Below are 25,062 nucleotides of genomic sequence, written 5' to 3'. Positions count from 1 at the left end.
ACAAGGGACCACCACATGTCTAAAATGCGTTATAGCCGCCGAACTCTTTTGAAAACGGGCGCAGCAGCCGCCGCGTCAACACTTGCTGCACCCATGGTGTGGGCTCAAGAAATCAAAGATATTACTCTGCGCCAGTTCGGCACAGGGGTGTCAAACCTCAACGATGTGGCCACCAAGGTTAAAGAAGATCTAGGGTTCAATTTGGAAATGACGGCGCTGGATTCCGACAGCGTGACACAGCGTGCCGCCACTCAGCCTGACAGCTTTGACATTGCAGACATCGAATACTGGATTTGTAAGAAAGTTTGGCCAACAGGCAATCTGCAAGCAATGGATGCGTCTAAAATTGCCAACTATGACAATATCGCGGGCACGTTCCGTTCTGGTAAATTGACACCTGAAAGCGTGATTGCACAAGGCACCGCACCGCACACTGTTGGTTTCGTTGAAGGCCCGGGCAGCACCAAATTTGCCACGGATGAATCCGGTTGGATGACGCTTATTCCGACGATTTACAACGCGGATACTCTTGGCATTCGTCCTGATTTGATCAATCGCCCGATTGACAGCTGGGCGGAACTTTTGAACCCTGAGTTCAAGGGCAAAGCTTCTATCTTGGACATCTCATCTATCGGCATCATGGACATGGCGATGGTCTGCGAAGCTATGGGTGAAATCCAGTACGGCGACAAAGGCAATATGACCAAAGACGAGATCGACAAGACATTCGCGATCTTCACGGCTGCGAAACAAAACGGTCAATTCCGTGCGTTCTGGAAGTCTTTTGATGAATCCGTGAACTTGATGGCTTCTGGCGAAGTTGTCATTCAATCCATGTGGTCACCTGCGATTACAGCGGTCAAATCACGTGGCGTGCCATGTGTGTATCAGCCGCTTAAAGAAGGTTACCGTTCTTGGGGCGGTGGCCTTGGTCTTTCAGCCAGCCTGTCTGGCATGGAACTTGAAGCGGCATATGAATACATCAACTGGTATCTGTCTGGTTGGGTTGGCGGCTATTTGATGCGCCAAGGGTATTACTCTGCTGTGCCTGAAACTTCCAAAGAATTCATGACTGAAAACGAATGGGGCTACTGGTACGAAGGCAAAGCGGCCACAGGCGTTATCACATCCCCAACAGGTGATCAGCTTGCTGTCGCGGGTGACGTGCGCGATGGCGGATCTTTCACAGATCGCATGGGCGCAGTTGCGTGTTGGAACTCTGTCATGGACGAAAACCAATACATGGTCCGAAAATGGAATGAATTCATCGCGGCCTAAAACGCATCAACAATGATGGGCGCGGGCTTTTTGTCTGCGCCTTTCACCTGACGATATTTTCAACGACCACACCTGACCACATGGGAAACCTGATGCGCAAACCTCGCGATTTTATTGCTTACCTCCAAGCGGCCCCGTTGATGGCTGTGCTGCTCGCGTTTCTCATTGCTCCCATTTTCATGATCGTTGTGGTGAGTTTTTGGGGGGCAACTGAATTTTCAATTTACCCCGCATTTCAATTCGACAATTACGCCTTTCTGTTTGGCTCGCCGGTCACCTACAAAGTCTTTTTCGCAACGTTCAAATACGCAATCATCACATGGGCCTTTACCTTGGCAATTGGCTTTACTGTTGCGTATTTCTTGGCGTTCCACGTGCGCACGCAAGCAATGCAAACGGCACTCTTTTTGCTTTGTACAATTCCGTTTTTGACGTCGAATATTATCCGCATGATTTCATGGATTCCGTTCCTTGGGCGCAATGGCATTGCCAATCAAGCGTTGATATCTTGGGGTGTTATTGATGAGCCTTTAGAATGGCTGCTCTACTCGGATTTTTCCGTCATCCTCGCCTTTGTGCATCTTTATACGCTGTTTATGGTCGTGCCGATTTTCAACACGATGATGCGGATCGATAAGTCTTTTATTGAGGCGGCCTATGACAATGGGGCCACGGGGTTGCAAACGCTGTGGCATGTGATTGTGCCTTTGACCAAACCGGGCATCATGATCGGCACGATCTTTGTCGTGACGTTGGTCATGGGGGATTTCATCACTGTGCGCTTTATGTCTGGTAGTCAAAAAGCCAACGTCGGCAGACTGATTTCAAACGATATTTCGCTGCTGCAATATCCGTCTGCGGCCGCCACTGCTGTGGTGCTTTTGTGTACAGTGCTTATCGTGATCGGTTTATTATTGCGCTTCGTCAACATCCGAAAGGAGCTGTAAAATGGAACAGCGTTCTCGTTCATTCTACGTTCTTTCTGGTTTTTTCTGTGTGTTTCTTTTGTTTCTCTACGGTCCGACGCTAACCATTGGCGTTTTGTCATTTCAGGGCGAAAAAGGCGGGCTGACGTTTCCAATGCGGGGCACGTCGTTCAACTGGTTTCGTGAACTGTTTGAACAGCAAGCCGTGGGCGATATTTGGGGATCGTTCCGCCGGTCTCTAGCGCTTGGGTTTATGGTGATGATCACCACAGTTGTTGTGTCCGTGTCGGCAGGTTTGGCATTTCGCAAGCGGTTCGCGGGATCAGCGGTGTTGTTCTATTTCGCCATCACATCGCTCGTGATCCCGTCTATTCTTGTGTCCCTTGGTGTTGGTCTGATTTTCAATCAACTCGGGTTCAAAGTGCATTGGGCCACCTCAGGGTTTGGCAGTCAATTGACGTGGACACTGCCCTTTGGACTTTTGATCATGTTCGCCGTTTTCAACCGTTTCGATAAATCCTACGAGGAAGCCGCGCGTGACCAAGGGGCGACATCGTGGCAAATCGTCCGCCACGTAATCTTGCCCATCATCGCGCCCTCGCTCATCGGGGTCGCACTGTTTGGCTTTACGTTGTCCTACGACGAATTCGCGCGGACGTTGTTGACATCGGGCAGTTACAACACCCTGCCGCTTGAAATTTTCGGAATGACGACCAATGTGACCACACCTGTTATCTATGCCTTGGGCACCTTCACGACCCTGTTTTCTCTTGGCATCATCGGCATCTTTTTGGTGATCGTCTGGCTTATGGGCAAACGTCGCGCTCGGTCTGGATCAGATGCAGGAAAGGCCGTCTGATGCATGTGGTTTACATAAACCCCAATGCGACAGAGGCCATGACACAAAGCGTGGTGGATGTGGCGCAAAGGGCGGTGCCTTTTGCCACAATATCCGGTTTGACCAATCTAACAGGCCCTCCTGCGATTGAAGGCGCTGCTGATGGCGAAGCGGCCATTCCCGGTGTGTTGGAACTGGTGGATAAAGCGCAGTCCATGGGTGCTGATGCGATTGTCATTGCATGCTTTGACGATACAGGGCTGGACCGTGCAAGAGCAGCGGCACGTTGCCCTGTTTTGGGCATCGGTCAATCGGCCTTTACCATGGGGGCAATGTTGGGGCAGGGCTTTTCTGTCGTGACCTCTGTCACGCTGTCCGTGCCTGTGATCCAACACAACATCAAAGCACAAGGGTTCAGCCAAAACTGTCTTGGAGTGCATGCCAGCGGGATCGCGGTGCTCGATATCGACGCGGGGTCTCAACCCGTACGCGAAAAGTTAGCGGCTGCTATTGTTGCGGCGCAACGTCACGATAACAGCGATGCGGTTGTCTTGGGGTGTGCCGGTATGGCCCCACTGCTCGGCGACCTTGAAGCACGCACTGGGATCAAGCTTATAGACGGTGTTGCGGGATCTGCGCTTCTTGCTGTGTCTGCTGCCACATCTCAGTAAAGGGTTTTCAACCAAGCTATTATAGCGTGATACCCGAAACGGTCTGGGTCAGCCGAGATGGCGCTGCACCAGTTGTCGGACACGGTTGAATGCGGTCTCTGCTGCTGCGACGGCGCGTGCTTCGTCGGCTTGTGTTAATGCCACAGAATTCAAAGTCTGTTTGACGGATCGCCAGTAAGGCGCACGCCCCTCTGGTGGCTCAGCCATATGGCGCGCCCCATAGGTTTCGGACAATCCCATTTTCTTGGCATATTTAAGTAAAAAGGCGGCTCCGATGTTCGATCCCTCAATGACATAAAGCCAGCCAAGAGCCTGTGCCATATCGCGCTGCGCGAGCATAGTCGTGGCGGGGGCATTCGTCTCATCGGGTGGATGTATTCCGAGATCGGCTAGGTCTTGTTCGACTGCGCCAAGACGCGCGCGTCCTTGCAGGTTGTCAAAAATCTTGGCCAAGTCCGCAGAGCGATAAAGTGGTTCTACGTCGCGGTGAATGCCGTGCTGGACCCGTAAAAATTGCCCGTATGTTGTGAGGTTTTCAAATGGCTTTGCAGCCATGATGGATTGGTCCAGAGTCTCGTGGGTTGACTGGGTTGCTGCGCGCAAGCGGTCAGAAAAGAGGATTTGGGTCTGGAGTGTCGTGTTCATGTCGCACCTGTCGTGTAAATGAAAACCTGTCGGGCAGACATAGGTCCCCGACAGGTGAAAAAAGAAAACTGGGTTTAAAAGTTTGCAGTCAGGCCAAGGCGGATCGTTCGCCCAGGTGACGGCACAAGGCCAACGGTCAAACTGTCCATGTAATATTTGTCTGTGACGTTATCGACAGCGACATCAATGGCCATATGATCATTGATTTTATAGCTGCCAAAAAGATCCACCGTCTTGTAGGGGGTCCAGTTGATTGCGCTGTTTGTGCCACCTGTTGAGGATATGAAATCAGTTGAGGCGCGGTTGCCGATATAGGTCAAGCGGGCCCCCAGCTCTAGCGTTTCGTCAAAAAAGCGACGACCAAGCGTTAAGGTTGCACTTGTTTCTGGAGGCACGTGCATATGGGCATAACCGCCCTTAGTGCCACCCGAACTGCATTCACCGTCCATGCCACAATATTGGGTGTCGATATATTTCGATCCGGTCAGGGTGCCAAAGAACTTGCCCGTGTCAAAGTTCACGGAAGCTTCCCAGCCGTTCATGCTTGCATGGTCGATATTGACAAACCTGTAACCTGCGGATGTGTCTCGGGTGATGTAGTTGTCCACGTCATTGTCAAAATAGGCCAGCTTGGCCTGAAATAGACCGCCGCCTGAAAATAGGGCGTTGCTTTGGAAATTAACCCCAATTTCCTTGTTCTTGGCATGCTCGGGTTTCAAGTCTTCAAAGGCGGACGGGACCGCTGACCAGCCTTTTGTGCTCTCAAACAGGCTAGGTGTCCGATAGGCTTCGGCATATTTGCCATAAACTTGCAGGCCAGGACTGATTTCGTAAAGCGCCGAAACGATCGGGGCAAAACCATCTGCTTTTTGATGTTTGTAGAGTTCTTTCTTAATCACCCCGCCTTCTCCATCATCCACGGAGTAAGAGATTGCAGTGTTGTCTTGTGTTTCGGACCAGATGTATCGCAAGGATCCGTCCAGTGTCAGCTTGTCTGTCGCTTGATAATTCGCTGCGACAAAGGCCCCAACTTCGTTGCGCCAACCGTCGCGCGCTTCTTCGTCGAGCGTCGCATAGGGGCTGTCGGGCAAAAAGCTATCCGTATCATTGGGGGGGCGGAGGAATTCCCTTTTGCCTGAAACACCGTAGTTCAATATCAACGGGCGGTCCGCCAGCATCAGCTCTGAACTGTTGGACACATTGAGACCCCATTGTTCGGCTTCACTGGCGAAAACAAAAGGCAAGGAAATGGGCATACCACTGAACCCATAGGCGGTGGTGATATGGGTCAGGTTTTTGGTGTGGTAGAGATCAGCCTTTAGATCGATCCAGCTGTTGTTTTCTGGATTCCAGCTGTACTGCGCCGTGACCGTTTTCACTTCCACGTGGCTCAATGGAGATTGCCAACCTAGATCGGAGCGAATGATTTGCGAAGGCATCAGTTCTCCAAAGTCGCTGTCGTAGCTTGAGTAGCTCAGATCGATGGATTGGCCGCTACCCCATTTATAAATACCACGCAAAAGACCGGACGTGTTGTTTTGCGACGTGTTTAGAACCTCTTCGCCCAGTTGGTAGCGGTTCGATTGATCCGCATCTGGTCCCGCGCCGCTCTCACCCGCGTAATAGTTGCCAGTTTGGCGGCGTGCATAGGCTGCCAGAATCTCAAGGTTTCCAAATTTCTTAGCCATGGCAATGCTGCCATTCCACGATTCACCGAATTCCATCGCACCAGGACGATCAAATCGTGCCTCTGTGCCATTCCCGGCACCTACCGTTAATTCTGCGGGAATGTCAGTTGTGTTGCCCGTTACCCCAAGTCTTAACTGCACGCCCTCGGTTTCGCCGTCCGCGATAATATCGTTAGGTTTAAGTGTGGAAACGCGCACAACCCCCCCCGTAGCACCGCCTCCATCCGCGCCGCTGCTAGGCCCTTTTTCAATAGAAACACTGCCAACAAAATCAGGGTCCAGATAGGTCCGCCCTGCGATGCCTGAATATCCGCGATAGACAGTCGACTCTTGAAAACTGCCGTCAATCACCACTGGAACGCGGCTCTGTCCCTGCATGCCACGTACGTTCACGTCCAAGGCGCCGCTGTTGCGATTATCGCCATTCAGGACACCGGATTCTCCGTTTAGGAAGTCGCCAGTGGACACGCCACGAAATCGCTGAATATCGCCGCTGTCCATATAGACGATTGAGGCGGCTTCCTCATAGGTGCTGTCTTGGTTGTAGCGCCCGTAGCTGTCATTCACCGCGATCGGATCAAGAAGCAATCCACCATTGGCGAGGTCTTGGGTGTCGGGATCGGCTTTGGGTGCTTGCAAAACAACGCTGTTTGGTCCGGAAAAATGATAGCTATAGCCGGTGCCCGCCAGCAATTGGTCTAACCCTTGTCGCACTGTCATGCTGCCCACAACAGGGCCTGCGGTTACCGAGGTTGGTATCGATCCATCTGCGGCCACCCCGATACCTGTTGTGCGTGAAAAGGCCGCGACGGCACGGCGCAACGGCTGTTGTGATAGCGCGAAATCCAAAACGGTTTCGCTGGCGGACTGAGCCGATACTGGCCTGCCCAAGGCAGGTCCCATGGCAAAAGCAATTGTGGTGCCAAGCATCAAAGCGCCGATTATCCCTTTGGGTCTTTTTTGGATTGGTTGATCAGTGGTGCGCACGATTTTACTCCGTCTATCGGTGTTCTATGCCGCATTTTTTTGCGGCCTCACATTAATGACGGTCTAGGAAAGGATTTTTCTGACAAAAATAGTATGTTTATTTCGCTTGATTGTGGATTGTTAGGTTAACATATTGAAATTAAGATATAAAAATATATCCGCCAGGGGCCTCAAATGTCTGGATCGGAAGCGCGTGACGCAGGTCGTCAAGTGCGTTATCGATTTGATTGATGTCGATAATCAGCGTGGCCTGCCGTTGGGCAATTGCATCATCCAGTATGACGATCTGTTTTCCACTCCAGCGGTTTAGCCCAGCAACGATGCGCCACATCGGCTGCGATACATAGGCGAGACGACCTTCGCGCCAAGCCAATTCTGAAGTGAGATCAACCTCAAATATGTCAGCGCGGATTTTACCGAACACGACTTGTTGCCCTGCATTTACACTGAGTTTCCTGTCGCCTTGCAAAAGTTCGGTCTGATGGCTGCCAACCGTCAGGACATGGTTCCCATTGCTGGCTTCCAGTGCGAACTGAGCACCATCGCCTTGGATGCGCGCGTCTCCGATGGCAATGTCAAAGGGCCGCGATTGCGCCTGTTTCATATCGAACCAAATTTCGCCACGATGCAGTGACATTTGGCGACGTGTCTCAGAGAAATCTACCGACGCGGCCGTGCGCCCCGCGATCTCTAACTGCGACCCATCGGCGAGTGTTTGATAGCGCAGCTCACCCTTGGCGGTTTTAAAGTCGGCAAAGGGGTGGTTCGACAGCCATAGCCCGCTCGCTGCCGCGCACAAGGTTACGCCACCACCAGCCACAAAAGCACGTCGCGACATTTTTGCAAGCCTCTTTTTCTTTAGCAGCGCCGCGAATTGGGGCAGCTCTCTAGCGCCCTGCCAGATTGCATCAATTTCAGCAAAACTACGGGCATTTTCGGGCGAGGCGACAAGCCAAGCTTCAAACCTTTGTTTTGTCTCTTCTGAAAAAGTATCGCCATTTTTTAACTCGTGCCAAAGCACAGCTTCGCGCAGGGCCGGATCTGCATCGGGCTCCAAATCGTCACTGTTCCAGTCTGGCTGGTAATTTCTCATGTGTCTCTGCTTTCAGACGCGCGGCGCGTTGGAATATTTATAGCCCCTCATATATTGGAATATTTATAGCCCCTCATATAAATGACGATCAGACTTGCTGTTTTTCTGAAAGGGGCAAAGGAATTTCTCGTGCATCATCCAGACGGGATTTTAAAAACAGTGTCACCTTCATCACCTGTGAGTAAGCCGTTTTCAAAGGCACGCCTTGCCTGCGTTCGATTTCAGCAAAGGTCAATCCTTCGAGACGGGCCAGAAATACGCTCTGTGGTCCATGTGGCACCTCGTCAAAAGCCTTGGATAGAATGGCAAGTTCTTGACGCGAGATGAGCATGCGTTCCACCGATGGGCTTTCATCGGCAATCTCAAAGCGGCCTTCGTCAAGGCTTTCAACACGCCCTTCGCGCGCCTGCTTTCGCTGGATATCGACACCCAGATTTGCCGCGATACGAAACAGGTAAGCTTTCTTGTTTCGAATACCATCCGTTTGCGGGCTGGTCAGCAGTCGCAAAAAAGCTTCTTGCGAGACATCGGCCGCCGCATCATCTGCAAAGCCGCGACTTTTTAAAAAACGGTGTAAATCCACGCGGTGTTTGCCGAACAAGAGCGCAACATCAAAAGGTCTAGCGATTTCGTTTGTCACGAGACATGCCGCCTGTGCGGGTTCGAAACCTTGGATCTATGCCAAAGCACAAAAACAGGAATGGATTGCGGCGAATTCATCCTTTTAACACAACGCGTTGCCACGCGACCAAGCCGAGAATGGCGATTTTGTCTACAGGTTTCACCTGCAAGTCTGTTGTCTCTTGGATGGTCATAGCGCTGCATCTCAAATCCATAAATTCCAGTCAAAACGTCAGTCTGACGATTTTCCTGATGAATAAAATGTTGTGATGGCTACCAAGCTTTGATTGAGCGCGGGGGGCTGGACTGGGCCTTGGTTAGACGAAAGTGCCAGTTGTTGTCAAATTTTGGGGCGCTCTTTCAGTCTAGGTCCGTTAGGCCCCCATTTCTTATGGCCGCCTCATTCAGCCATAAATGCGGTTACTTCGACTTCGACTTTGAACTCTTCACGTGTGAAGCCGCTAACGATAAGAAGTGTCGAGGCTGGCTTGGTCGTGACGTCTGCCAGCCATGCATCGCGCACGGCCATGTAGGTTGCGAAATCTTCACGTGCTGTGACGAAGGCGGAAATACGGATCACAGCGTCGCGTCCACAGCCTGCTTGTTCCAAAATCGCGTCGATATTGGCGAAGCATTGTTGCGCTTGTCCTGTCACATCCTGTGCGCAGGTGCCGTCAGGGGCCAATCCCAATTGTCCCGATGTGACGACTATGTGGCCCTGCTGAGCGCTTTTGATGCCGTGGTTGTACGCGCCAAAAGGGGCCGCGATGGTCGTTGGGTTCAGGGCTTCGTTCATAATTTCACCGATGCTTTAGAATCAAATTTCAATTGACCTTTGATGTCACGCCATTGCAGTGCGCAGCTAGGATGCTCATGATTTGGTCAGAAAAATGCATAACTATCGCTTATTTTTTGACCTAACGGTCGATAGATCGTCTGCAATTTAATCATTTAGGCGTTCATAGGCGAAGGAATAGGACGGATCGCGGGCCTTTCCCCCTGCAGGCTTACTAACGTGGATTTTGGAATTCACCCCCTCGCACTCTTGGAAAGACATTCAATGACCCTCAAAAAAACACTTGCCTGCGCTTTGCTTGCAACGACGACAGCTGGCTCTGCTATCGCGGCTGATTTCACCCCTGTAACCTTTGGCACCAACTGGCTTGCCCAAGCCGAGCACGGTGGTTTTTACCAATCCGTTGCTGACGGCACTTACGCGGACTGTGGTCTGGATGTCAGCATCGTCACGGGTGGCCCACAGGTGAACAACCGTGCGCTGCTTTTGGCGGGCAAGATTGATTATCACATGGGGGGTGATCTGCTTCAGACATTCAACGCAGCCAAAGAAGGCATTCCAATCGTTGCTGTCATGGCCGCATTCCAAAAACACCCACAAGGTATTTTGGCGCATCCCGGGATGGCCGAAAGCTTTGAAGATCTTAAAGATTTGACACTGTTGATCGGTGACAATGGATTTGCCTCTTATTACCAATGGATGATTGCAGCCTACGGATTTACCGTTGAGCAACGTGAACCTTACACGTTTAACCCAGCGCCTTTCGTGGCTGATAAGAACAAAGGTATGCAAGGTTACCTGTCTTCAGAACCTTACGTGATTGAAACCGAAGCAGGCTTCACACCGAACTTCTTTTTGATCGCAGATGCAGGGTATTCATCCTACGCTACGACAGTTGAAGTCATGGAAAAAACCGTTGCAGAGAAGCCGGAAGAAGTTGCCTGTTTCGTCGAGGGGTCCATCAAAGGTTGGTACAATTTCCTTTACGGCGACAACGCTGCTGCGACTGCGATGATCATTGGGGACAACCCCGATATGTCTGATGACAAGATCGCTTATGCCATCGATAAAATGAAATCTGAGGGCATTGTTGACAGTGGTGATGCGCTTGAACTTGGCATTGGCGCTATGACCGATGAAAAGATCAAAGACTTCTACGACAAGATGGTCGACGCTGGTGTTATCGAGGCGGGTCTGGATTATTCAAAATCTTACACGCTTGATTTTGTGAATAAAAAAGTCGGTATGGACCTTAAATAGGTTCCTAAAAACGATTGAATACAAGAACCTGACAGGGGCGGTCGCGCCCCTGTTCACACTCTAGAGAACCGATTTTTAAGGCTCTCCCCAAAAAGGCTCTTAATTGTGACCACACCCTCGATCCCGCCCATGGGGCAGCGCGACAAGCTATTGCAAATGTCCAATGTGGACAAAGTTTTCAACGGCAATGTCGTGGCTCTCAGCGATCTAAATCTTACGGTTAACCAAGGGGACTTTATTTCCTTGCTTGGTCCGTCAGGATGCGGAAAATCCACTGCCTTGCGTTTGATTTCTGGTTTGATGCGTCAAACTTCGGGCCAAATCACTTGGGAAGGTGGAACAAATTCTGGCGATATCGGCGTGGTGTTTCAAGAGCCGACCTTGATGCCTTGGGCAACGGTCGAACAAAACGTGTGGTTGCCACACCGGTTGCGTGGAAAAAGTCTTTTTGAAGTGCGCGACCAAATCCTTTGGGCACTCAAAATGGTGGGTTTGGAAAAGTTCCAAAAATCCTATCCCCGGGAGTTGTCTGGCGGCATGAAAATGCGTGTATCTATTGCTCGTGCGTTGGTGACTGAGCCGCGTCTTATTTTGATGGACGAACCTTTTGCGGCTCTGGATGAGATCACCAGACATAAGCTTAACAATGATTTGTTGATGCTGCGTGACAAGCTGAAATGCACCGTGATTTTTGTCACGCATTCCGTTTTTGAATCTGTCTTTTTGTCCGACCGCATCGTTGTCATGGCCGCGCGCCCTGGCCGAGTGTCGTCGGAAGTGACCGTGGATGCGCCGTATCCACGCACCGAAGAATTTCGAACCTCAGCAGGGTATGCGGACCTATGCCGCAAAGCCTCAGATGCGCTGCATGGCGCGATGAATGAGCATGGCGAAAGGGCTTCAGCATGAGCGATGTAGTGAACGTATCAAGCGCACCGATTGTAGACGAAGAAGAGTTGCGCCACGCGCGCGCTCAAAAGATTGAAAAAATCGCGAAATGGGTTTTACCTGCTCTGATGCTTGCCTTGGCCATCTTTGCGTGGGACCGTATTGTGGTGGTGAATGAAATTCCGCATTACATTCTGCCGCGTCCGGGACTGGTGATTGAAACGTTGATCCAAGACTGGAGCATTCTTTCAAGTGCCCTGTGGGTGACGGTCAAAATCACGCTTATGGCTCTTGGGGTTGCTGTGGTGGGGGGCGTTGGACTGGCTATTTTGTTTACGCAGTCGCGTTACTTTGAAATGTCGTTTTACCCTTTTGCCGTTATCTTGCAGGTGACGCCTGTTGTGGCGATTGCGCCGCTTATCTTTATCTATGTCGACAACCGTCTTGCAGGGCTTTTGCTTTGCGCATGGATCGTGGCGTTTTTTCCGATCCTGTCGAACACCACGCTTGGGTTGAATTCAACCGATCACAACCTGCGTGATCTTTACAAAATTTATGGTGCCACACGCTGGCAACGTCTGCGGTATTTGCAGCTGCCATCTGCGTTGCCCTATTTCTTAGGTGGTCTGCGTATTGCTGGTGGTCTTGCTTTGATTGGTGCCGTCGTGTCGGAATACGTCGCGGGCACTGGGGGCATTGGTTCTGGCCTTGCCTTTCGCATTCTTGAGGCTGGATATCGTCTGAATATACCTCGGATGTTTGCCGCCCTTCTTTTGATTGCTGCCACTGGGGTGGTGATCTTTACTGCAGCCTCGCTTCTCAGCCACGCTTTATTGCACAAATGGCATGAGAGCGCGATCAAACGGGAGACTTAATGGAATTTTGCGTACTGCCCAGCGGCGCGAAGACCCTTCGAAACATCACTGTTCCTGCCTGCCTTATGGGCCAAGACGGTGATCTCATCACAACCGATCTCACGATCAAAGACGGCAAGATTACATCAACGGACGCTGGGCAACCGGCCGAAACTGTAATCGATATGAAAGGCGCTATGGTGCTGCCCTGCTTTGTTGATATGCACACGCATCTCGACAAGGGGCACATCTGGCCGCGTGCCAGCAATCCTGATGGATCGTTCATGGGCGCGCTGACAACAGTACGCGCAGATCACGCCAATTGGACGGCAAGCGACGTAGAGGCGCGTATGGATTTTGCACTGCGCTGCGCTTATGCCCATGGCACGAAAGCCATCCGCACGCATATCGATAGCGCTGATGATTTGGCTGCTTCGTCTTTTGGTGTGGTGGCTAAGTTGCAAGAAAAATGGGCTGGTAAGATTGCGCTGCAAGCGTCCTGCCTTGTGGCCATTGATAACGTTTTCAAAGACGAAGGGTTCTTTCCCGATGTCGCTAAAATCGTTGCAAACGGCGGTCACACTCTTGGGGCCGTCACCTATCCTGTGCCCGATCTTCAAGAGCGGTTGTTGGACTTTTTCCACCTAGCACAGCTCTATGATTTAGATGTCGATTTCCATGTCGATGAAACCAATGATCCTACATCGGACACGTTGCGCACCATCGCGCAGACTGTCTTGGATCTTGGTTTTAAAAACACAGTCACCGTGGGGCATTGTTGTTCCATTTCGGTCATGCCCGATGACACGGCCAATGACATCATCGCCTTGGTTGCCAAAGCTGGGTTGCACGTGGTGTCTTTGCCGATGTGCAATATGTATCTGCAAGATCGCACGGCGGGGCGCACGCCGCGGTGGCGCGGTGTGACCATGGTACATGAATTGAAAGCGGCTGGGGTCAACGTGTCTTTTGCCTCAGACAACACCCGTGATCCGTTTTACGCCTATGGCGATCTGGATATGATCGAAGTGATGCGCGAAGCCACGCGGATTTGTCATCTCGATCACGGGCGCACAGATTGGAGCACCACGTTTATCACCAACCCAGCACTGGCTTGTGGCTTTGAAGCACCAAGTTTCAATGTCGGCGCCTCGGCTGATTTTGTGGTGTGCAACGCCCGCTCTTGGACCGAATTTTTCTCCCGCCCTCAATCGGACCGCATTGTGCTGCGTGATGGAAATCCCATCGACCGCACGTTGCCATCCTACAGCGATTTAGACCAAATTGTGAGCCCGCTATGACCCCTAATATTTCAGCCGCTAAAGCTGCCTTGTCTCATCTCGACATGGAAGAAAACCCAGCCACTGTGCGCAATAAGTCGCGTGACTTCTTTTGGTATTCGCCCGTTCTCAAAGCCGAGCTTGATCACCTTGAAGCGGATTTTGTGATCAACCCAAAAACCGAAGAAGAAATCATCGAGATTTTGAAAGTGTGCTATGCGCATGATGTCCCCGTCACAATGCGTGGTGGCGGCACTGGCAATTACGGCCAAGCCATCCCGCTTGCTGGCGGCTGCGTGATTCACACCACCCAAATGAACAAAGTCAAAGAAATTGGCGCAGGTTATGTGGTGGTTGAACCGGGTGCGATCATCAAAGAAATGGACGCCGAGATCAAAGAAAAGAGCGGCCAAGAGTTGCGCATGTTCCCCTCGACCTACGCACAAGCCTCCATCGGCGGTTTTGTTGCTGGCGGGTCTGGCGGGGTAGGGTCCGCGAACTGGGGCGCCTTGCGCGATTTGGGCAATATCAATCGTTTGCGCGTCGTGACGATGGAAGAAGAGCCGCGCATCTTGGAATTTACCGGCGAAGAGCTTCACCGCGTGTCGCACGCTTATGGCACAAACGGAATCATCACCGAAATTGAACTGCCTCTTGCCCCCGCGTATGAATGGGTCGAAATGTTTGTGCGGTTTGACACTTTTCGTGCGGCCACTGAGTTTTCCGGCGCACTGACATCAGAGCCGGGTATTTTGATCAAACTTGCGTCCGTTTATGCCGCGCCGATTGCCCATAGCTTTTTCCAGCGTGTTAAACCGTATGTCACGGAAAATGATCACCTTGTTGGCGTGATGGTGGCCCCGCATAACATGGACGGTTTCATGACTTTGCTCGGCCGACATGATGACGGTGACGTGATTTATCGTTCGGATGATCTGCAATGGGCGCGCTCACCCGGGCCTATGTATGAATTTGGCTGGAACCACACCACGTTGCGGGCGCTTAAATTCAACAAAGGCCTTACCTATTTGCAAGTGCGCTATGGCGGCGATGTGGACAAGGTCGTGGAAGCTTATGAGACCTTCAAAGGCAAACTGCACATGCATCTTGAAGTCATGCGCGAAGGCAATGGGCTGTCGTTCGCCGGATTGCCGATTGTTGAGCCGATGAACAAAGACGAACTGGATCAACTGGTCGCAGATCACGAGGCCATGGAGTGTATGATTTTCAATCCGCATCGCTACACTTTGGAAGAAGGCGGGCGTCAATCCACGGACAAACGCCAGATCGATTTCAAACGTGAAGCTGATCCCAAAGGTCTGTTGAATCCGGGCAAGATGATTGCATGGGACGAGCCCGATTTCGATTACGCTGATATGTATTCGTACAAAGGCATGCGCCCCAAGCCAGAGGCGACAGAATGAACACGCCGAACAGTCCGAAAGGGCGCGTTCTGGTGCTTTACGCGCACCCTTGCCCTGAAAGTTTCAATGCTGCGGTTCATAAAACCGTTGTGGATACGCTCACAAAAAATGGTTGGGACGTTGATGATTGCGATCTGAATGTCGAAGGGTTTCAACCTGTTTTGACTGAATCTGAACGGCGTGGATATCATGACGTGCCAGAGAACATTGATCCCGTGCGCCCCTATGTGGACCGCCTTCAGGCGGCAGATGCGTTGATCATGGTCTTTCCTGTTTGGAACTTTGGTTACCCAGCTATTCTAAAAGGGTTTTTGGACCGTGTGTTCTTGCCAGACGTCTCATTCAAACTTGCCAATGGCGGCATTCGTCCGGGTCTGACCAATATCAAAAAGCTCTACGCCTGTACGACTTATGGCGGCACGCGGTTTCGCGCGACATTGAACAGCGATCCGCCCCGTAAATGCGTGATGCGCGCCGTTTGGTATGCCTGCGGTATGCCTAAGAAAAAATATCTCGCGCTCTACGATATGAACAACAACACCGAAGCCAAATTAACAGCGCATTTGGACCGTGTGCGTCGCGAAATGGAAGCGTTTTAACCATGAAAGCTCTTGTTGTTTACTGCCATCCTCGCACAGGGTCTTTCAATGCAGCCATTCGTGATTTGGTTGTGGCACGCCTAGAGGCGCAAGGCGTCGAATACCGCCTACGCGATTTATACGCAGAAGGATTTGACCCTACGCTTTCACCGCAAGACCACGAATTTTACGAGACCGTGCCAGAAAACCGCATCCGTGTGGAACGTGATTGCAATGACTTGGAATGGTGCGATGCGCTTATCTTTGTCTATCCGACATGGTGGTATGGTTTGCCCGCGATGCTCAAAGGCTGGCTTGACCGCGCCATGGTGCCGGGGGTGGCGTTCATCATGCCCGAAAATGAGGGCGGTGACATAAAATCCGGTCTGACGCATATCACCAAGTTGGGCGTTTTTACGACCTGCGGGGCGTCGCGTTGGCTGACATTCTTTGTTGGAGCACCAGGCAAGCGTACGTTGATGCGCGGTGTGCGGTTGCTTTTAGCCAAGCGATGTAAAACCGCATTTGCAGCACAATTTTTGATGGACAGCGCCACACCTGAAAGCCGTGCGCAGCATTTGAAAACCGTTGCGGCCCGTCTTGATAAACTTATTCGGGCTTAACCGCAAAAGGGGCTTTCTATGACACTTCCTATCTTGGATTGGCATCGGTTTGTCTCTGATAATAATCCTGCGAGCTTTGTTGCTAATCTTGGCGAGGCTTGTTGTGAAACTGGTTTTTCTTGATCTCAAATACCCTTCGATCATCATTGGCGCAAACTCTCTACGCATGCGCCTTGATGCGACCTATACACTGGAGCCTACCGCATGAGACGTTTTGATTGGTCTGAATTTCGCACCACTGAGTTTGCCTCAATGGACCCCGAGAAAACCATCGTGATTTTGCCAACCGCAGCCATTGAGCAGCATGGTCCACATTTGCCCGTTGGTGTCGACACTTACATCAACAATGGCATGTTGGCGCAACTGCGTGCGACCCTGCCTGATGATATCAATGTTCTTATTTTACCCGTGCAAGCTGTGGGAAAATCGAATGAGCACATTCACGCCAAAGGCACCTTGACCTATACGGCCAAAACAGCGCTTGAGGCATGGACCGAAATCGGGCTTTCCGTCGCGCGTGCCGGTTTGAAAAAAATGGTTATCGTGAACTCGCATGGTGGCAACCTTGATCTGATTTCCATTTTGGGCCGCGAACTGCGCGTGCAAGCAGGCATGATGGTGGTCAAATGCCAATGGGGCAATTTTGGTGCGCCCGAGGGCATGTATTCAGAGCAAGAAAACAAGTTTGGCATTCATGGTGGTGATGTGGAAACCTCGCTCATGTTGCAGTTCAAGCCGCATCTTGTGGACATGTCTCAGGCCAAAGATTTTCGGTCTACAGCAGAAACAGCAACCATTTCGCCCATTGGTGCGATCAATCTGGCGTGGGTGTCAAAAGATCTTAATCCCGAGGGCACCGTCGGCGAAGCCCATTTGGCAACTGCTGAAAAAGGCGCTGCGACCTGTGCGCATCAAGTGGCGGGCTTTATTGATCTTTTGGGTCAGCTTCGCGATTTGCCGTCAGATAACTACGCGCGCACCATTCCGGATTGATCTCTCGTGCATCAGTTACACAACCACCCCAAACCAATTGATGTTGGGGTGGCTGTTTGGTGAAAAATTTTGCCGCAAAAGCGCTACTTTTGACCTCTATTCAGTTTGGCAAAGGTCATTGAATGCGGGTAAAAGTTAAGGAAGTTTAAGGAGATTTCCATTGTGCCAAGCCTGTTGTTCCTATTTTCTGCCTAAGGAATCACAGGTTTAAGCTGTGAGTGGCGAAAATTTATGCATATGTGTTTTGCACTAAGGAATGACATAGCGCCTTTCCAAGGGTGGCTTGCTCGCCATATACGCCTTGGATAAGGGTGAGACCTCGCGGCTAACCCCCAAATCAACATTAAAGGATTTACGATGAAGTTTGCACTTATGACCGCCAGTTGTGTCGCTGCTCTTGTGACGACCTCGGCCCAAGCTGAAACATTGACCATCTCATGGTGGGGATACAATGGCGAAAAACTCCATGCAAACATCGTAGAACCATTTCAAGAAATCTGCGGGTGTGAGCTTGTTTTTGAGACCGGCAACAACGCGGATCGTCTTGGGAAGTTACAAGCGCGCGGAGGCAAAGGCGTTGATGTTATTTACCTGACTGACAGCTATTCCCAATTGGGTGTCGAAGCTGGCACGTTCATGGAATTGGATCGCTCACGTCTGCCAAATATCGAAAACCTTTACGAAATGGCGCAAGACCCACAAGGTGGATTTGGTCCTGCGTACAGCGTTGGCCGTGTTGGTATCGTCTATGATACAGCCGCTGTTGAACCGATCACATCTTGGGGTGATTTGTGGCGTGAAGACCTAAAAGGTGCTGTGACGTTGCCTGGTATCACAACAACAGCCGGTCCTATGGTTGTTGTGCAAGCTGGCAAACGCGCTGGTGTGGATGCCTATAAAGATGCAGATGCAACGTTTGAACAAATCGAGGCGCTTAAGCCAAGTTCTGCCAAGAACTACAACACCGGTTCTGAAATGGTGAACTTGATTTCCACTGGCGAAGCCTCTGTCGCGATTGCACAAGATTTCACACTGTCGTCACTGCAAAAAGCTGTTCCAACCATGGTATGGGCTGATCTTGACGATGGCGATATCGCCACGCTTAACACTGTGAACATTCCGGTTGCTGCCAAAAACGTTGATCTTGCGTATGAGTTTATCAACTTTGTGCTGTCCAAAGAAGTACAGCAAGTGAACGCAGAGCAAGGTGTTGATGCGCCCGTTCACACAGGCGTTGTGCTGACACCTGAGCAAGCATCAGTTTGGACATATGGCCCTGAGGCTATCGCAAAGCTGAACCAAATGGATTACGCTATGATGAACGCAGTCAAACTGGACTGGATTGATCGCTGGAACGAAACTTTCGGTCTCTAAGTTTGTCGAGTTTCTCGTCTAAAGCGGAGCACCTTTTGGGTGCTCCGTATTGTCTTTGTAAGGAAGTCTAATGTCTAACCGCTTGCGCGCGTGGTTGATCGCGACCCCAGCACTTTTGCTGGTTTTTATTTTTTTAGGGTTGCCGGTCTTGTCGACTTTCGTGACCACCTTTGGCGATCCCAAAGGGCCACTTTCAACCTATAGCGCGTTTTTCAATTCACGCTTTCGCATGACCGTTTTGTGGCGCACCATGGAGGTCGCGTTGATCACGACAATCATTTCGGTTGCCATCGGGTTTGTGACAGCTTGGGTGGTGGCACGAGTGCCATCGCGGTTGAAAAGCTTGCTGATCATTGCCGCGGTGTTCCCATTGCTCACAGGTGTTGTCGTGCGCTCGTTTGCTTGGCTCGTGATCTTGGGTAAAAACGGTATTCTCAACAATTTCTTGCTGTCCATTGGCGTGATCTCAGAACCGTTTTCAATGCTCTACACCCAAGGGTCTGTTATTGTCGCAATGGTGTATCTGTTTGTGCCCTTGATGATTTTGACCTTGGTCGGGGTGCTTGAAGGTATCCCCAAAGATTTGATTGATGCTGCAGCGTCTCTCGGCGCAACACCGACCGCAGCCTTTCGCCAAGTGGTCTTTCCAATGGCAGTTCCGGGGCTGATCGTTGGCGCCGTTTTGGTTTTCACCGGGTCCTTTACATCATACGCCACACCGCAACTTTTGGGTGGGGAGCGACAAATGATGATGGGGACTTTTCTCTATCAACGCGCCATGGTGACCTTTGACTGGGTCGGAGCATCGACAATTGCCACCGTCATGGTGGTGGTGACGCTCGCCACAGTCTTGGTCATGTCCAAGGTCGCACGCAAACTCAATCCGATGGCAGGGTAAGTCATATGAAAACGCGCATTCACCCTGTTTTGATCTTTATCACGGTCGTGACCTTTCTCTTTTTGTTGGGCCCATTGGTCGTGATCATTGGGGCCTCTTTGTCGGATACATCCTATCTGACCTTTCCACCGCAAGGATTAACCCTGCATTGGTACAGCAATATTTTTGAAATATCTGCATTCACGCGCACAATGGGCACCTCGTTCATGCTGGCGATAGGCGGGACAACTTTGTCGATGTTGATCGGTATTCCCGCAGCTTACGCGCTGGCGCGTTACCGTGTGGAACTGCCATCCTTTTTGGGCAATATCTTTGTTTTGCCAATCTTGATCCCTGAAATCGTACTGGGCTTTTCACTTATGAAATCGCTGGCCAGCGGTTTTGGCGTGCCGATTATTGCCGCCTTGTTGGTTGGTCATGCGTTGATCGTTTTGCCCTACACAGTGCGTGTCGTAGGGGCCTCGCTGAACAGCTTTGATTTCTCAATCGAAGAGGCCGCCGTTTCCTTAGGCTGCCCGCGCTACAAGGCTTTTTTTACTGTCGTTTTGCCAAATATTCGCGCTGGTATCATCGCGGGTTTTATTCTGGCTTTCATCACCTCTCTCAATGACGTTTCGATTTCGATCTTTCTGACCGGACCCGGCGTCTCCACTCTCCCGATCCAGTTGCTCGCTCATATGGAACAGTTTTTTGACCCCACGATTGCGTCGGTGTCAGTTCTGTTGATGGGCGTCACTGTCGCAGTTATGGCTGTGGTCGAACGGACCCTTGGACTAACGTTTCTTACAAAATGACCCAATCACTCACACTCTCAAATATCTCCGCGCACTATGGCTCAACCCAAGTGTTGGAAGACCTGTCTTTGGATATAGCAGAGGGCGAGCTGGTCTCGCTGCTTGGCTCGTCTGGTTGCGGCAAAACAACAACGCTTCGCCTTGTGGCGGGGTTTCTTGAACCAACAGCTGGTACGATCCGCTTGGGCGACCGGGACCTAACGCGTCTACCCGCACATGCCCGCGATATCGGTCTCGTGTTTCAAACCTATGCACTTTTTCCGCACCTCACCGTGCGTGACAATGTGGGGTTTGGTCTAAAACAACGCGGCGTATCAAGTGCTGAGCGTACCAAGCGCGTGAACGACATGATTGAACGTGTTGGACTTGGTGAGCTGACAGATCGTCATCCGGCCAACTTGTCAGGCGGGCAACGTCAACGTGTGGCTTTGGCCCGCGCTTTGGTTATTGAACCGCCGTTGCTAATGTTTGATGAACCGTTGTCGAACCTTGATGCGAAACTGCGCGTTGAAATGCGTGTTGAAATTCGCCGCTTGCAACAGGCCAACGGAACCACCGCGCTGTACGTGACACATGACCAAGAAGAAGCTTTCTCAATTTCCGACCGTGTTGCGATCATGAAAGAAGGGCGCATCATGCAATTGGATACGCCTGAGGTTCTGTATTCGCAGCCAGCCAACGCATTTGTTGCGAACTTTGTAGGGTTCGACAACATGATTGAGATGGAAGTCGTGCAGGAAGCTGGCGATGCGGTCAGGGTGCAAATGGCGGGGGGGCATATGATTGACCTGCCCAAAGATCAGTTCACTGTGCCAAGCAAGAAATTCACCCTTGCTGCGCGCCCCGAAGGATTGCTTGTCGCATCCCCCGAGAGCAAAATCGGCATCCCTGCAACTTTGGGTATGCGCACCTATTTGGGCCGCGCCTATCAATATCATTGCGAAACAGCTAGCGGCACGATGCTTGCCAATGGTCCGTTGATGACGCCGTTTGAAAGTGGCAATGGCGCTCTGCTTGTGCCGCAACCAGAGCAATGCTGCCTTTTGCCGAACAAAGCCTAATGTCTGTTATCGCGAACGCCCGTATCCTGACCATCGACGGGACGATGACTGAAATCGAACGGGGGTGGATCGCTTTAAGCGGGACACGTATCACGGCAATCGGCGCGGGCGAAGCGCCGACCCATCTTGGGCCGGTTGAAGACATGAACGGGGATTTGATCATGCCGGGCATGGTCAATCCGCATTGCCATATGTCCATGACCCTGTTTCGCGGTTTGGGCGAAGATGTAGACGACAGATTGTTTCGCTATATTTTACCACTTGAACGCGCACTTATGACGGCTGACGTGGCCGAAATCGGCGCGCGGCTTGCTGCGTTGGAATTGATCCGCGGCGGCGTCACCACAGTTGCCGACATGTATTATTTCGAAGATCGCATAGGTGCTGTCTTGGATCAAGCGGGCCTGCGCGGTGTTGTTGGCCAGACGCTTGCCAATTTCGCAGCACCAGATCACAGCAGTTTCGATGAAGGCTTTGCGCGTCTTGATGCGTTGGCCGATCTGTATCATGATCACCTATTGATCACCGCGTCTGCAGCGCCTCATGCGCCGTATTCCACAGGGTTGGATGTGTTGGCACGTGTGGCTGCATGGTCTGCAGATCACCCTAATTTGCCCATTCAAATGCATCTGGCAGAAACCCAAGCAGAACTCGCATGGGCGCAAGAAGCACATGGGTGTAGCACTGTTGAAGTGACGGATCGCGCGGGGTTGTTAAGCCCCTCATTGGTCGCAGCTCATGTCATGTATCCGTCAGAAGCCGATATGGATTTGCTCGCAGAGCGCGGTGTTCATGTCGCGTATAACGCGCGCTCGAATGGCAAAGCCGGGCGGGGCATTGCGCCCATTACTGCCTTGCGCGCCCGTGGTGTTCAGGTTGGTATTGCCACCGACGGCCCGATGTCGGGCAACACGCTTGACCTATTCTCACAGCTGGCCCCTGCGACTATGTTTCAAAATATAGCGGGGCAATCGCGTGGAAGTTTGCCGTGCACCGAAATTATTCGTATGGCCACAATCGAAGGGGCCGCAACGCTTGGCATGGCCGACCGTATCGGATCGCTTGAGGTTGGAAAACAGGCAGATTTGATCCGCATCTCGCTGAAAGACCCGCGTTTACACCCGATCTATGACATCTATTCCATGCTGACATTTGCGACGATGCCGACGGATGTCACGGCCACGATGGTTGCGGGGGAATGGCTAATGCAGAACCGCGAAACGCATACCGTTGATGCCGACAAAGCCCTGCGTGATGTTTTGCAAGTTGCAGATCAATTCAAGGCGCGGATCGTTGAAATTGATCAAAATGCGAGCAAAGCACCTATATGATTTGCGGGTTTTGAACGTCAAAGTTCAGCGCCGACACAAACTTAAACCACACTAGAAAACGTGGACCGTAACCACGCCCACTAAAATTATTGAGGGGTTTCACAAATGACCATTATTATCGACACCGATCCGGGCATAGATGATGCAATTGCGATCCTATATGCGCTGCACAATCGCGCGCAAAATATCGTCGCATTGACGACAGTTGCAGGAAATATTGGTCTGTCAGTCACCACGCACAATGCGGGCCGTATCTGTGCTTTGGCGAATGTGGATACACCTGTTCATGCCGGTGCTGCGGCCCCAATTGGCAAAAAAGCACGCCCCGAAACTGGAATACATGGCAATGATGGATTGGGCGGCGTGGTCTTTCCCGATCCGTTGCGCGCACCGGACAGCCAAGATGCTGTTGGAGCTATGATCGCAATTTTAGACGCAAATCCACCGCAAACTGTTGATCTGTTTTGCCTTGGTCCGCTGACCAATTTGGCGCTGCTGTTAGAGCGATCCCCCAAAAGCGCAAAACGCATCCGCAGCATTATAGCGATGGGCGGCGCCATCGACGAGCCGGGCAACGTTGGACCAAAAGCCGAATTCAATATTGCGCATGACCCACATGCCGCTGCCGCTGTTTTGGCCGCTGAACTGCCGTTCACGTTGATCCCATTGGATGCAACACGACAACTGCGTGCCGATGCAGCCTATATCAAGGCGCTACAAGACACAGGACGGGCCTCAGCCATCGCATCTGCTGCGTTGATCGATGCCTATTTTGCCGCCACAAACGGGGCGGAAAGTCGCCCGTTACATGACCCTTGCGTGCCATTGTTGGCACAACATCCTGAGCTGTTTCAGATTGAGCCGCGGATGCTTGATGTCGACCTTGAAACAGGGGCGCTCATCGCGGGGCCATACCATGTGCAAGTGGCCATGGGCCTAGATGCCGATGGCTTGCGGGCAGCTTTGCTTGCGGGGCTGTCGTGCTAACCCAATTCCTTTTCGACGACTGCGCACCAATAGGCTGTGCCAAAGGGGATGCAGTCGTCGTTAAAGTCAAAGTTGGTGTTGTGATGCTGTCCGTTTTCGCGCGGCTCCCCCATGCCAAGCCAGACATAAGCTCCGGGCACGCGTGTGCCGAATTCGGAAAAATCATCACCAGCAGTCGAGGGCGGGAACACCGTGCGCAGGTGATCATCACCCAACGCCGTTGCCGCGGCTTGTTGCGCGATCTTCGTCGGGGCGGGGGCGTTGATGACAGGCGGAATGCGGCGAATGAACGTATAGTCCGCGGTAATTCCGAAACTGGCGGCAACGCCATTGGCATGACGCCCGATCGCGGTATCAAGTTGGTCACGCACATCCGCAGAATACGCGCGGGCGGTGCCACCGATTTGAACCTTGTGCGGAATGACATTGAGGGCCGCAAAGTCGCCAGCCGACACAGCGCAGGCCGAAACAACAGCAGGTTCGAGCGGGTTCACTTCGCGGGCGACAATGCTGTGCAGTTGAGTCAAAAACACAGCCGACGCCGTCACCGCATCGCGGCCCTGATGGGGTTTTGCGCCATGACTGCCAACCCCGTGAAAATCCACCAGCCAGCTGTCAGAACTTGCCAATTGTGGCCCCTCGACAGCTGCGATCACGCCAAGCTCAAGACCCGGCATGTTGTGCAACCCATAGGCGGCATCAACAGGGAAACGGTCAAAGAACCCGTCTTCGACCATCGCCTTTGCGCCACCGCGCCCTTCTTCGGCGGGCTGAAATACGAAATGAACAGTGCCCGAAAACGGTTGGTTGACCATGGCTTGTGCAGCAGCGATCAGCATGGTCGTATGACCATCATGGCCGCAGGCGTGCATCGCGCCTTGAGTGACGGACGCATAGGGCAGGCCCGTGTCTTCGGGCATGGCCAAAGCATCCATATCGGCGCGCAAAGCAATCGCACGATTTCCGTTGCCCTTGCGCAGCGTTCCCACAACACCTGTGCCCCCGATACCTGTTTCTACCTCAAGTCCAGCAGCGCGCAGACGGTCCGCGACGATTGCAGCCGTGCGGTGTTCTTCGAATCCCAGCTCGGGATGCGCATGAAGATCACGGCGCAGTTCGGTCAGGTCGGCCAAAATTTCAGGTGTCATCAATGGCGGGTTTTGCATGGGATTGG

At 51.9% G+C, this 25,062-nt stretch carries 25 protein-coding genes; 19 read left to right on the top strand and 6 right to left on the bottom strand.

Annotated elements, in window-relative coordinates; translation table 11 throughout:
* Positions 1 to 15 precede the first annotated feature (15 nt).
* From BM025_RS01740 to BM025_RS01725, 4 genes are all read left to right on the top strand, one after another.
* Positions 16 to 1,278: an ABC transporter substrate-binding protein gene (locus BM025_RS01740; RefSeq protein ID WP_085847205.1), complete on the top strand. Its 1,263-nt coding sequence runs from the start codon at positions 16 to 18 to the stop codon at positions 1,276 to 1,278.
* Positions 1,279 to 1,370: 92 nt separating this feature from the next.
* Entirely contained in the window at positions 1,371 to 2,225 is an 855-nt protein-coding gene (locus tag BM025_RS01735; RefSeq protein ID WP_085847206.1) for an ABC transporter permease, read from the top strand.
* Between the two features lies 1 nt (position 2,226).
* A complete protein-coding gene (locus BM025_RS01730) occupies positions 2,227 to 3,063 on the top strand; it encodes an ABC transporter permease (protein ID WP_085847207.1) in 837 nt (278 codons plus the stop codon).
* The gene (locus tag BM025_RS01725; RefSeq protein ID WP_085847208.1) at positions 3,063 to 3,713 is read left to right on the top strand and encodes an aspartate/glutamate racemase family protein; all 651 of its coding nucleotides are present in this window, start codon (positions 3,063 to 3,065) and stop codon (positions 3,711 to 3,713) included. The genes BM025_RS01730 and BM025_RS01725 overlap by 1 nt, the downstream gene beginning before the upstream one ends.
* 48 nt (positions 3,714 to 3,761) lie before the next feature.
* Here BM025_RS01725 and BM025_RS01720 read toward each other — a convergent pair whose 3' ends face one another.
* The 5 genes from BM025_RS01720 to BM025_RS01700 all read right to left on the bottom strand — a co-directional run bounded on the left by BM025_RS01720 (position 3,762) and on the right by BM025_RS01700 (position 9,543).
* Positions 3,762 to 4,358, bottom strand: coding sequence for a biliverdin-producing heme oxygenase (locus BM025_RS01720; protein WP_085847209.1), 597 nt, complete (start codon positions 4,356 to 4,358; stop codon positions 3,762 to 3,764).
* Positions 4,359 to 4,432: 74 nt separating this feature from the next.
* Positions 4,433 to 7,033, bottom strand: a complete 2,601-nt coding sequence (locus BM025_RS01715; RefSeq protein WP_085847210.1) for a TonB-dependent receptor — start codon at positions 7,031 to 7,033, stop codon at positions 4,433 to 4,435.
* A gap of 139 nt (positions 7,034 to 7,172) precedes the next feature.
* On the bottom strand, positions 7,173 to 8,126 hold the full coding sequence (locus BM025_RS01710) for a FecR family protein (protein ID WP_085847211.1): 954 nt from the start codon (positions 8,124 to 8,126) through the stop codon (positions 7,173 to 7,175).
* Positions 8,127 to 8,214: 88 nt separating this feature from the next.
* On the bottom strand, positions 8,215 to 8,766 hold the full coding sequence (locus BM025_RS01705) for an RNA polymerase sigma factor (RefSeq protein ID WP_170842085.1): 552 nt from the start codon (positions 8,764 to 8,766) through the stop codon (positions 8,215 to 8,217).
* Between the two features lie 381 nt (positions 8,767 to 9,147).
* Entirely contained in the window at positions 9,148 to 9,543 is a 396-nt protein-coding gene (locus BM025_RS01700) for a RidA family protein (RefSeq protein WP_085847213.1), read from the bottom strand.
* 264 nt (positions 9,544 to 9,807) lie between these two features.
* Here BM025_RS01700 and BM025_RS01695 point away from each other — a divergent pair, with 264 nt between their 5' ends.
* From BM025_RS01695 to BM025_RS01630, 15 genes are all read left to right on the top strand, one after another.
* On the top strand, positions 9,808 to 10,803 hold the full coding sequence (locus BM025_RS01695; RefSeq protein ID WP_085847214.1) for an ABC transporter substrate-binding protein: 996 nt from the start codon (positions 9,808 to 9,810) through the stop codon (positions 10,801 to 10,803).
* A gap of 129 nt (positions 10,804 to 10,932) precedes the next feature.
* Positions 10,933 to 11,712 carry an ABC transporter ATP-binding protein gene (locus tag BM025_RS01690; protein ID WP_085847215.1) on the top strand — a complete coding sequence of 260 codons (780 nt, stop codon included), beginning with the start codon at positions 10,933 to 10,935 and terminating at the stop codon, positions 11,710 to 11,712.
* Complete coding sequence (locus BM025_RS01685) at positions 11,709 to 12,566, top strand: ABC transporter permease (RefSeq protein ID WP_085847216.1); 858 nt, start codon at positions 11,709 to 11,711, stop codon at positions 12,564 to 12,566. Before BM025_RS01690 ends, BM025_RS01685 begins: the two co-directional genes overlap by 4 nt.
* Positions 12,566 to 13,846 carry a cytosine deaminase gene (locus tag BM025_RS01680; RefSeq protein ID WP_085847217.1) on the top strand — a complete coding sequence of 427 codons (1,281 nt, stop codon included), beginning with the start codon at positions 12,566 to 12,568 and terminating at the stop codon, positions 13,844 to 13,846. The genes BM025_RS01685 and BM025_RS01680 overlap by 1 nt, the downstream gene beginning before the upstream one ends.
* Positions 13,843 to 15,249, top strand: coding sequence for an FAD-binding oxidoreductase (locus BM025_RS01675; RefSeq protein ID WP_085847218.1), 1,407 nt, complete (start codon positions 13,843 to 13,845; stop codon positions 15,247 to 15,249). The genes BM025_RS01680 and BM025_RS01675 overlap by 4 nt, the downstream gene beginning before the upstream one ends.
* A complete protein-coding gene (locus tag BM025_RS01670) occupies positions 15,246 to 15,848 on the top strand; it encodes an NAD(P)H-dependent oxidoreductase (protein WP_085847219.1) in 603 nt (200 codons plus the stop codon). The genes BM025_RS01675 and BM025_RS01670 overlap by 4 nt, the downstream gene beginning before the upstream one ends.
* Before the next feature lie 2 nt (positions 15,849 to 15,850).
* A complete protein-coding gene (locus BM025_RS01665) occupies positions 15,851 to 16,450 on the top strand; it encodes an NAD(P)H-dependent oxidoreductase (protein ID WP_085847220.1) in 600 nt (199 codons plus the stop codon).
* Between the two features lie 18 nt (positions 16,451 to 16,468).
* Positions 16,469 to 16,573 (top strand): 2-oxoglutarate and iron-dependent oxygenase domain-containing protein, encoded by a 105-nt coding sequence (locus BM025_RS19410; protein ID WP_217808923.1) that lies wholly within the window; start codon positions 16,469 to 16,471, stop codon positions 16,571 to 16,573.
* An 81-nt stretch (positions 16,574 to 16,654) separates the two neighbouring features.
* Positions 16,655 to 17,443, top strand: coding sequence for a creatininase family protein (locus BM025_RS01660; protein ID WP_085847221.1), 789 nt, complete (start codon positions 16,655 to 16,657; stop codon positions 17,441 to 17,443).
* Between the two features lie 357 nt (positions 17,444 to 17,800).
* The gene (locus tag BM025_RS01655) at positions 17,801 to 18,817 is read left to right on the top strand and encodes an ABC transporter substrate-binding protein (RefSeq protein ID WP_090875130.1); all 1,017 of its coding nucleotides are present in this window, start codon (positions 17,801 to 17,803) and stop codon (positions 18,815 to 18,817) included.
* 70 nt (positions 18,818 to 18,887) lie between these two features.
* Positions 18,888 to 19,715 (top strand): ABC transporter permease, encoded by an 828-nt coding sequence (locus BM025_RS01650; protein WP_085847223.1) that lies wholly within the window; start codon positions 18,888 to 18,890, stop codon positions 19,713 to 19,715.
* 5 nt (positions 19,716 to 19,720) lie between these two features.
* Positions 19,721 to 20,509, top strand: coding sequence for an ABC transporter permease (locus BM025_RS01645; RefSeq protein ID WP_085847224.1), 789 nt, complete (start codon positions 19,721 to 19,723; stop codon positions 20,507 to 20,509).
* Positions 20,506 to 21,570, top strand: a complete 1,065-nt coding sequence (locus BM025_RS01640) for an ABC transporter ATP-binding protein (protein ID WP_085847225.1) — start codon at positions 20,506 to 20,508, stop codon at positions 21,568 to 21,570. The genes BM025_RS01645 and BM025_RS01640 overlap by 4 nt, the downstream gene beginning before the upstream one ends.
* Entirely contained in the window at positions 21,570 to 22,901 is a 1,332-nt protein-coding gene (locus BM025_RS01635; RefSeq protein WP_085847554.1) for an amidohydrolase family protein, read from the top strand. Before BM025_RS01640 ends, BM025_RS01635 begins: the two co-directional genes overlap by 1 nt.
* Positions 22,902 to 23,006: 105 nt before the next feature.
* A complete protein-coding gene (locus BM025_RS01630; protein ID WP_085847226.1) occupies positions 23,007 to 23,888 on the top strand; it encodes a nucleoside hydrolase in 882 nt (293 codons plus the stop codon).
* Here the strand turns inward: BM025_RS01630 and BM025_RS01625 are convergent.
* The gene (locus tag BM025_RS01625; RefSeq protein WP_090875128.1) at positions 23,885 to 25,054 is read right to left on the bottom strand and encodes an amidohydrolase; all 1,170 of its coding nucleotides are present in this window, start codon (positions 25,052 to 25,054) and stop codon (positions 23,885 to 23,887) included. The two genes, BM025_RS01630 and BM025_RS01625, sit on opposite strands and share 4 nt — an antisense overlap.
* Between the last annotated feature and the right edge of the window lie 8 nt (positions 25,055 to 25,062).

It is taken from the genome of Pacificibacter marinus (assembly GCF_900109555.1).
In the GTDB taxonomy this organism is placed as follows: domain Bacteria; phylum Pseudomonadota; class Alphaproteobacteria; order Rhodobacterales; family Rhodobacteraceae; genus Celeribacter; species Celeribacter marinus_C.
Note: the sequence above shows the minus strand (reverse complement) of the source record. Positions and strands in the feature narration are given on the sequence as shown.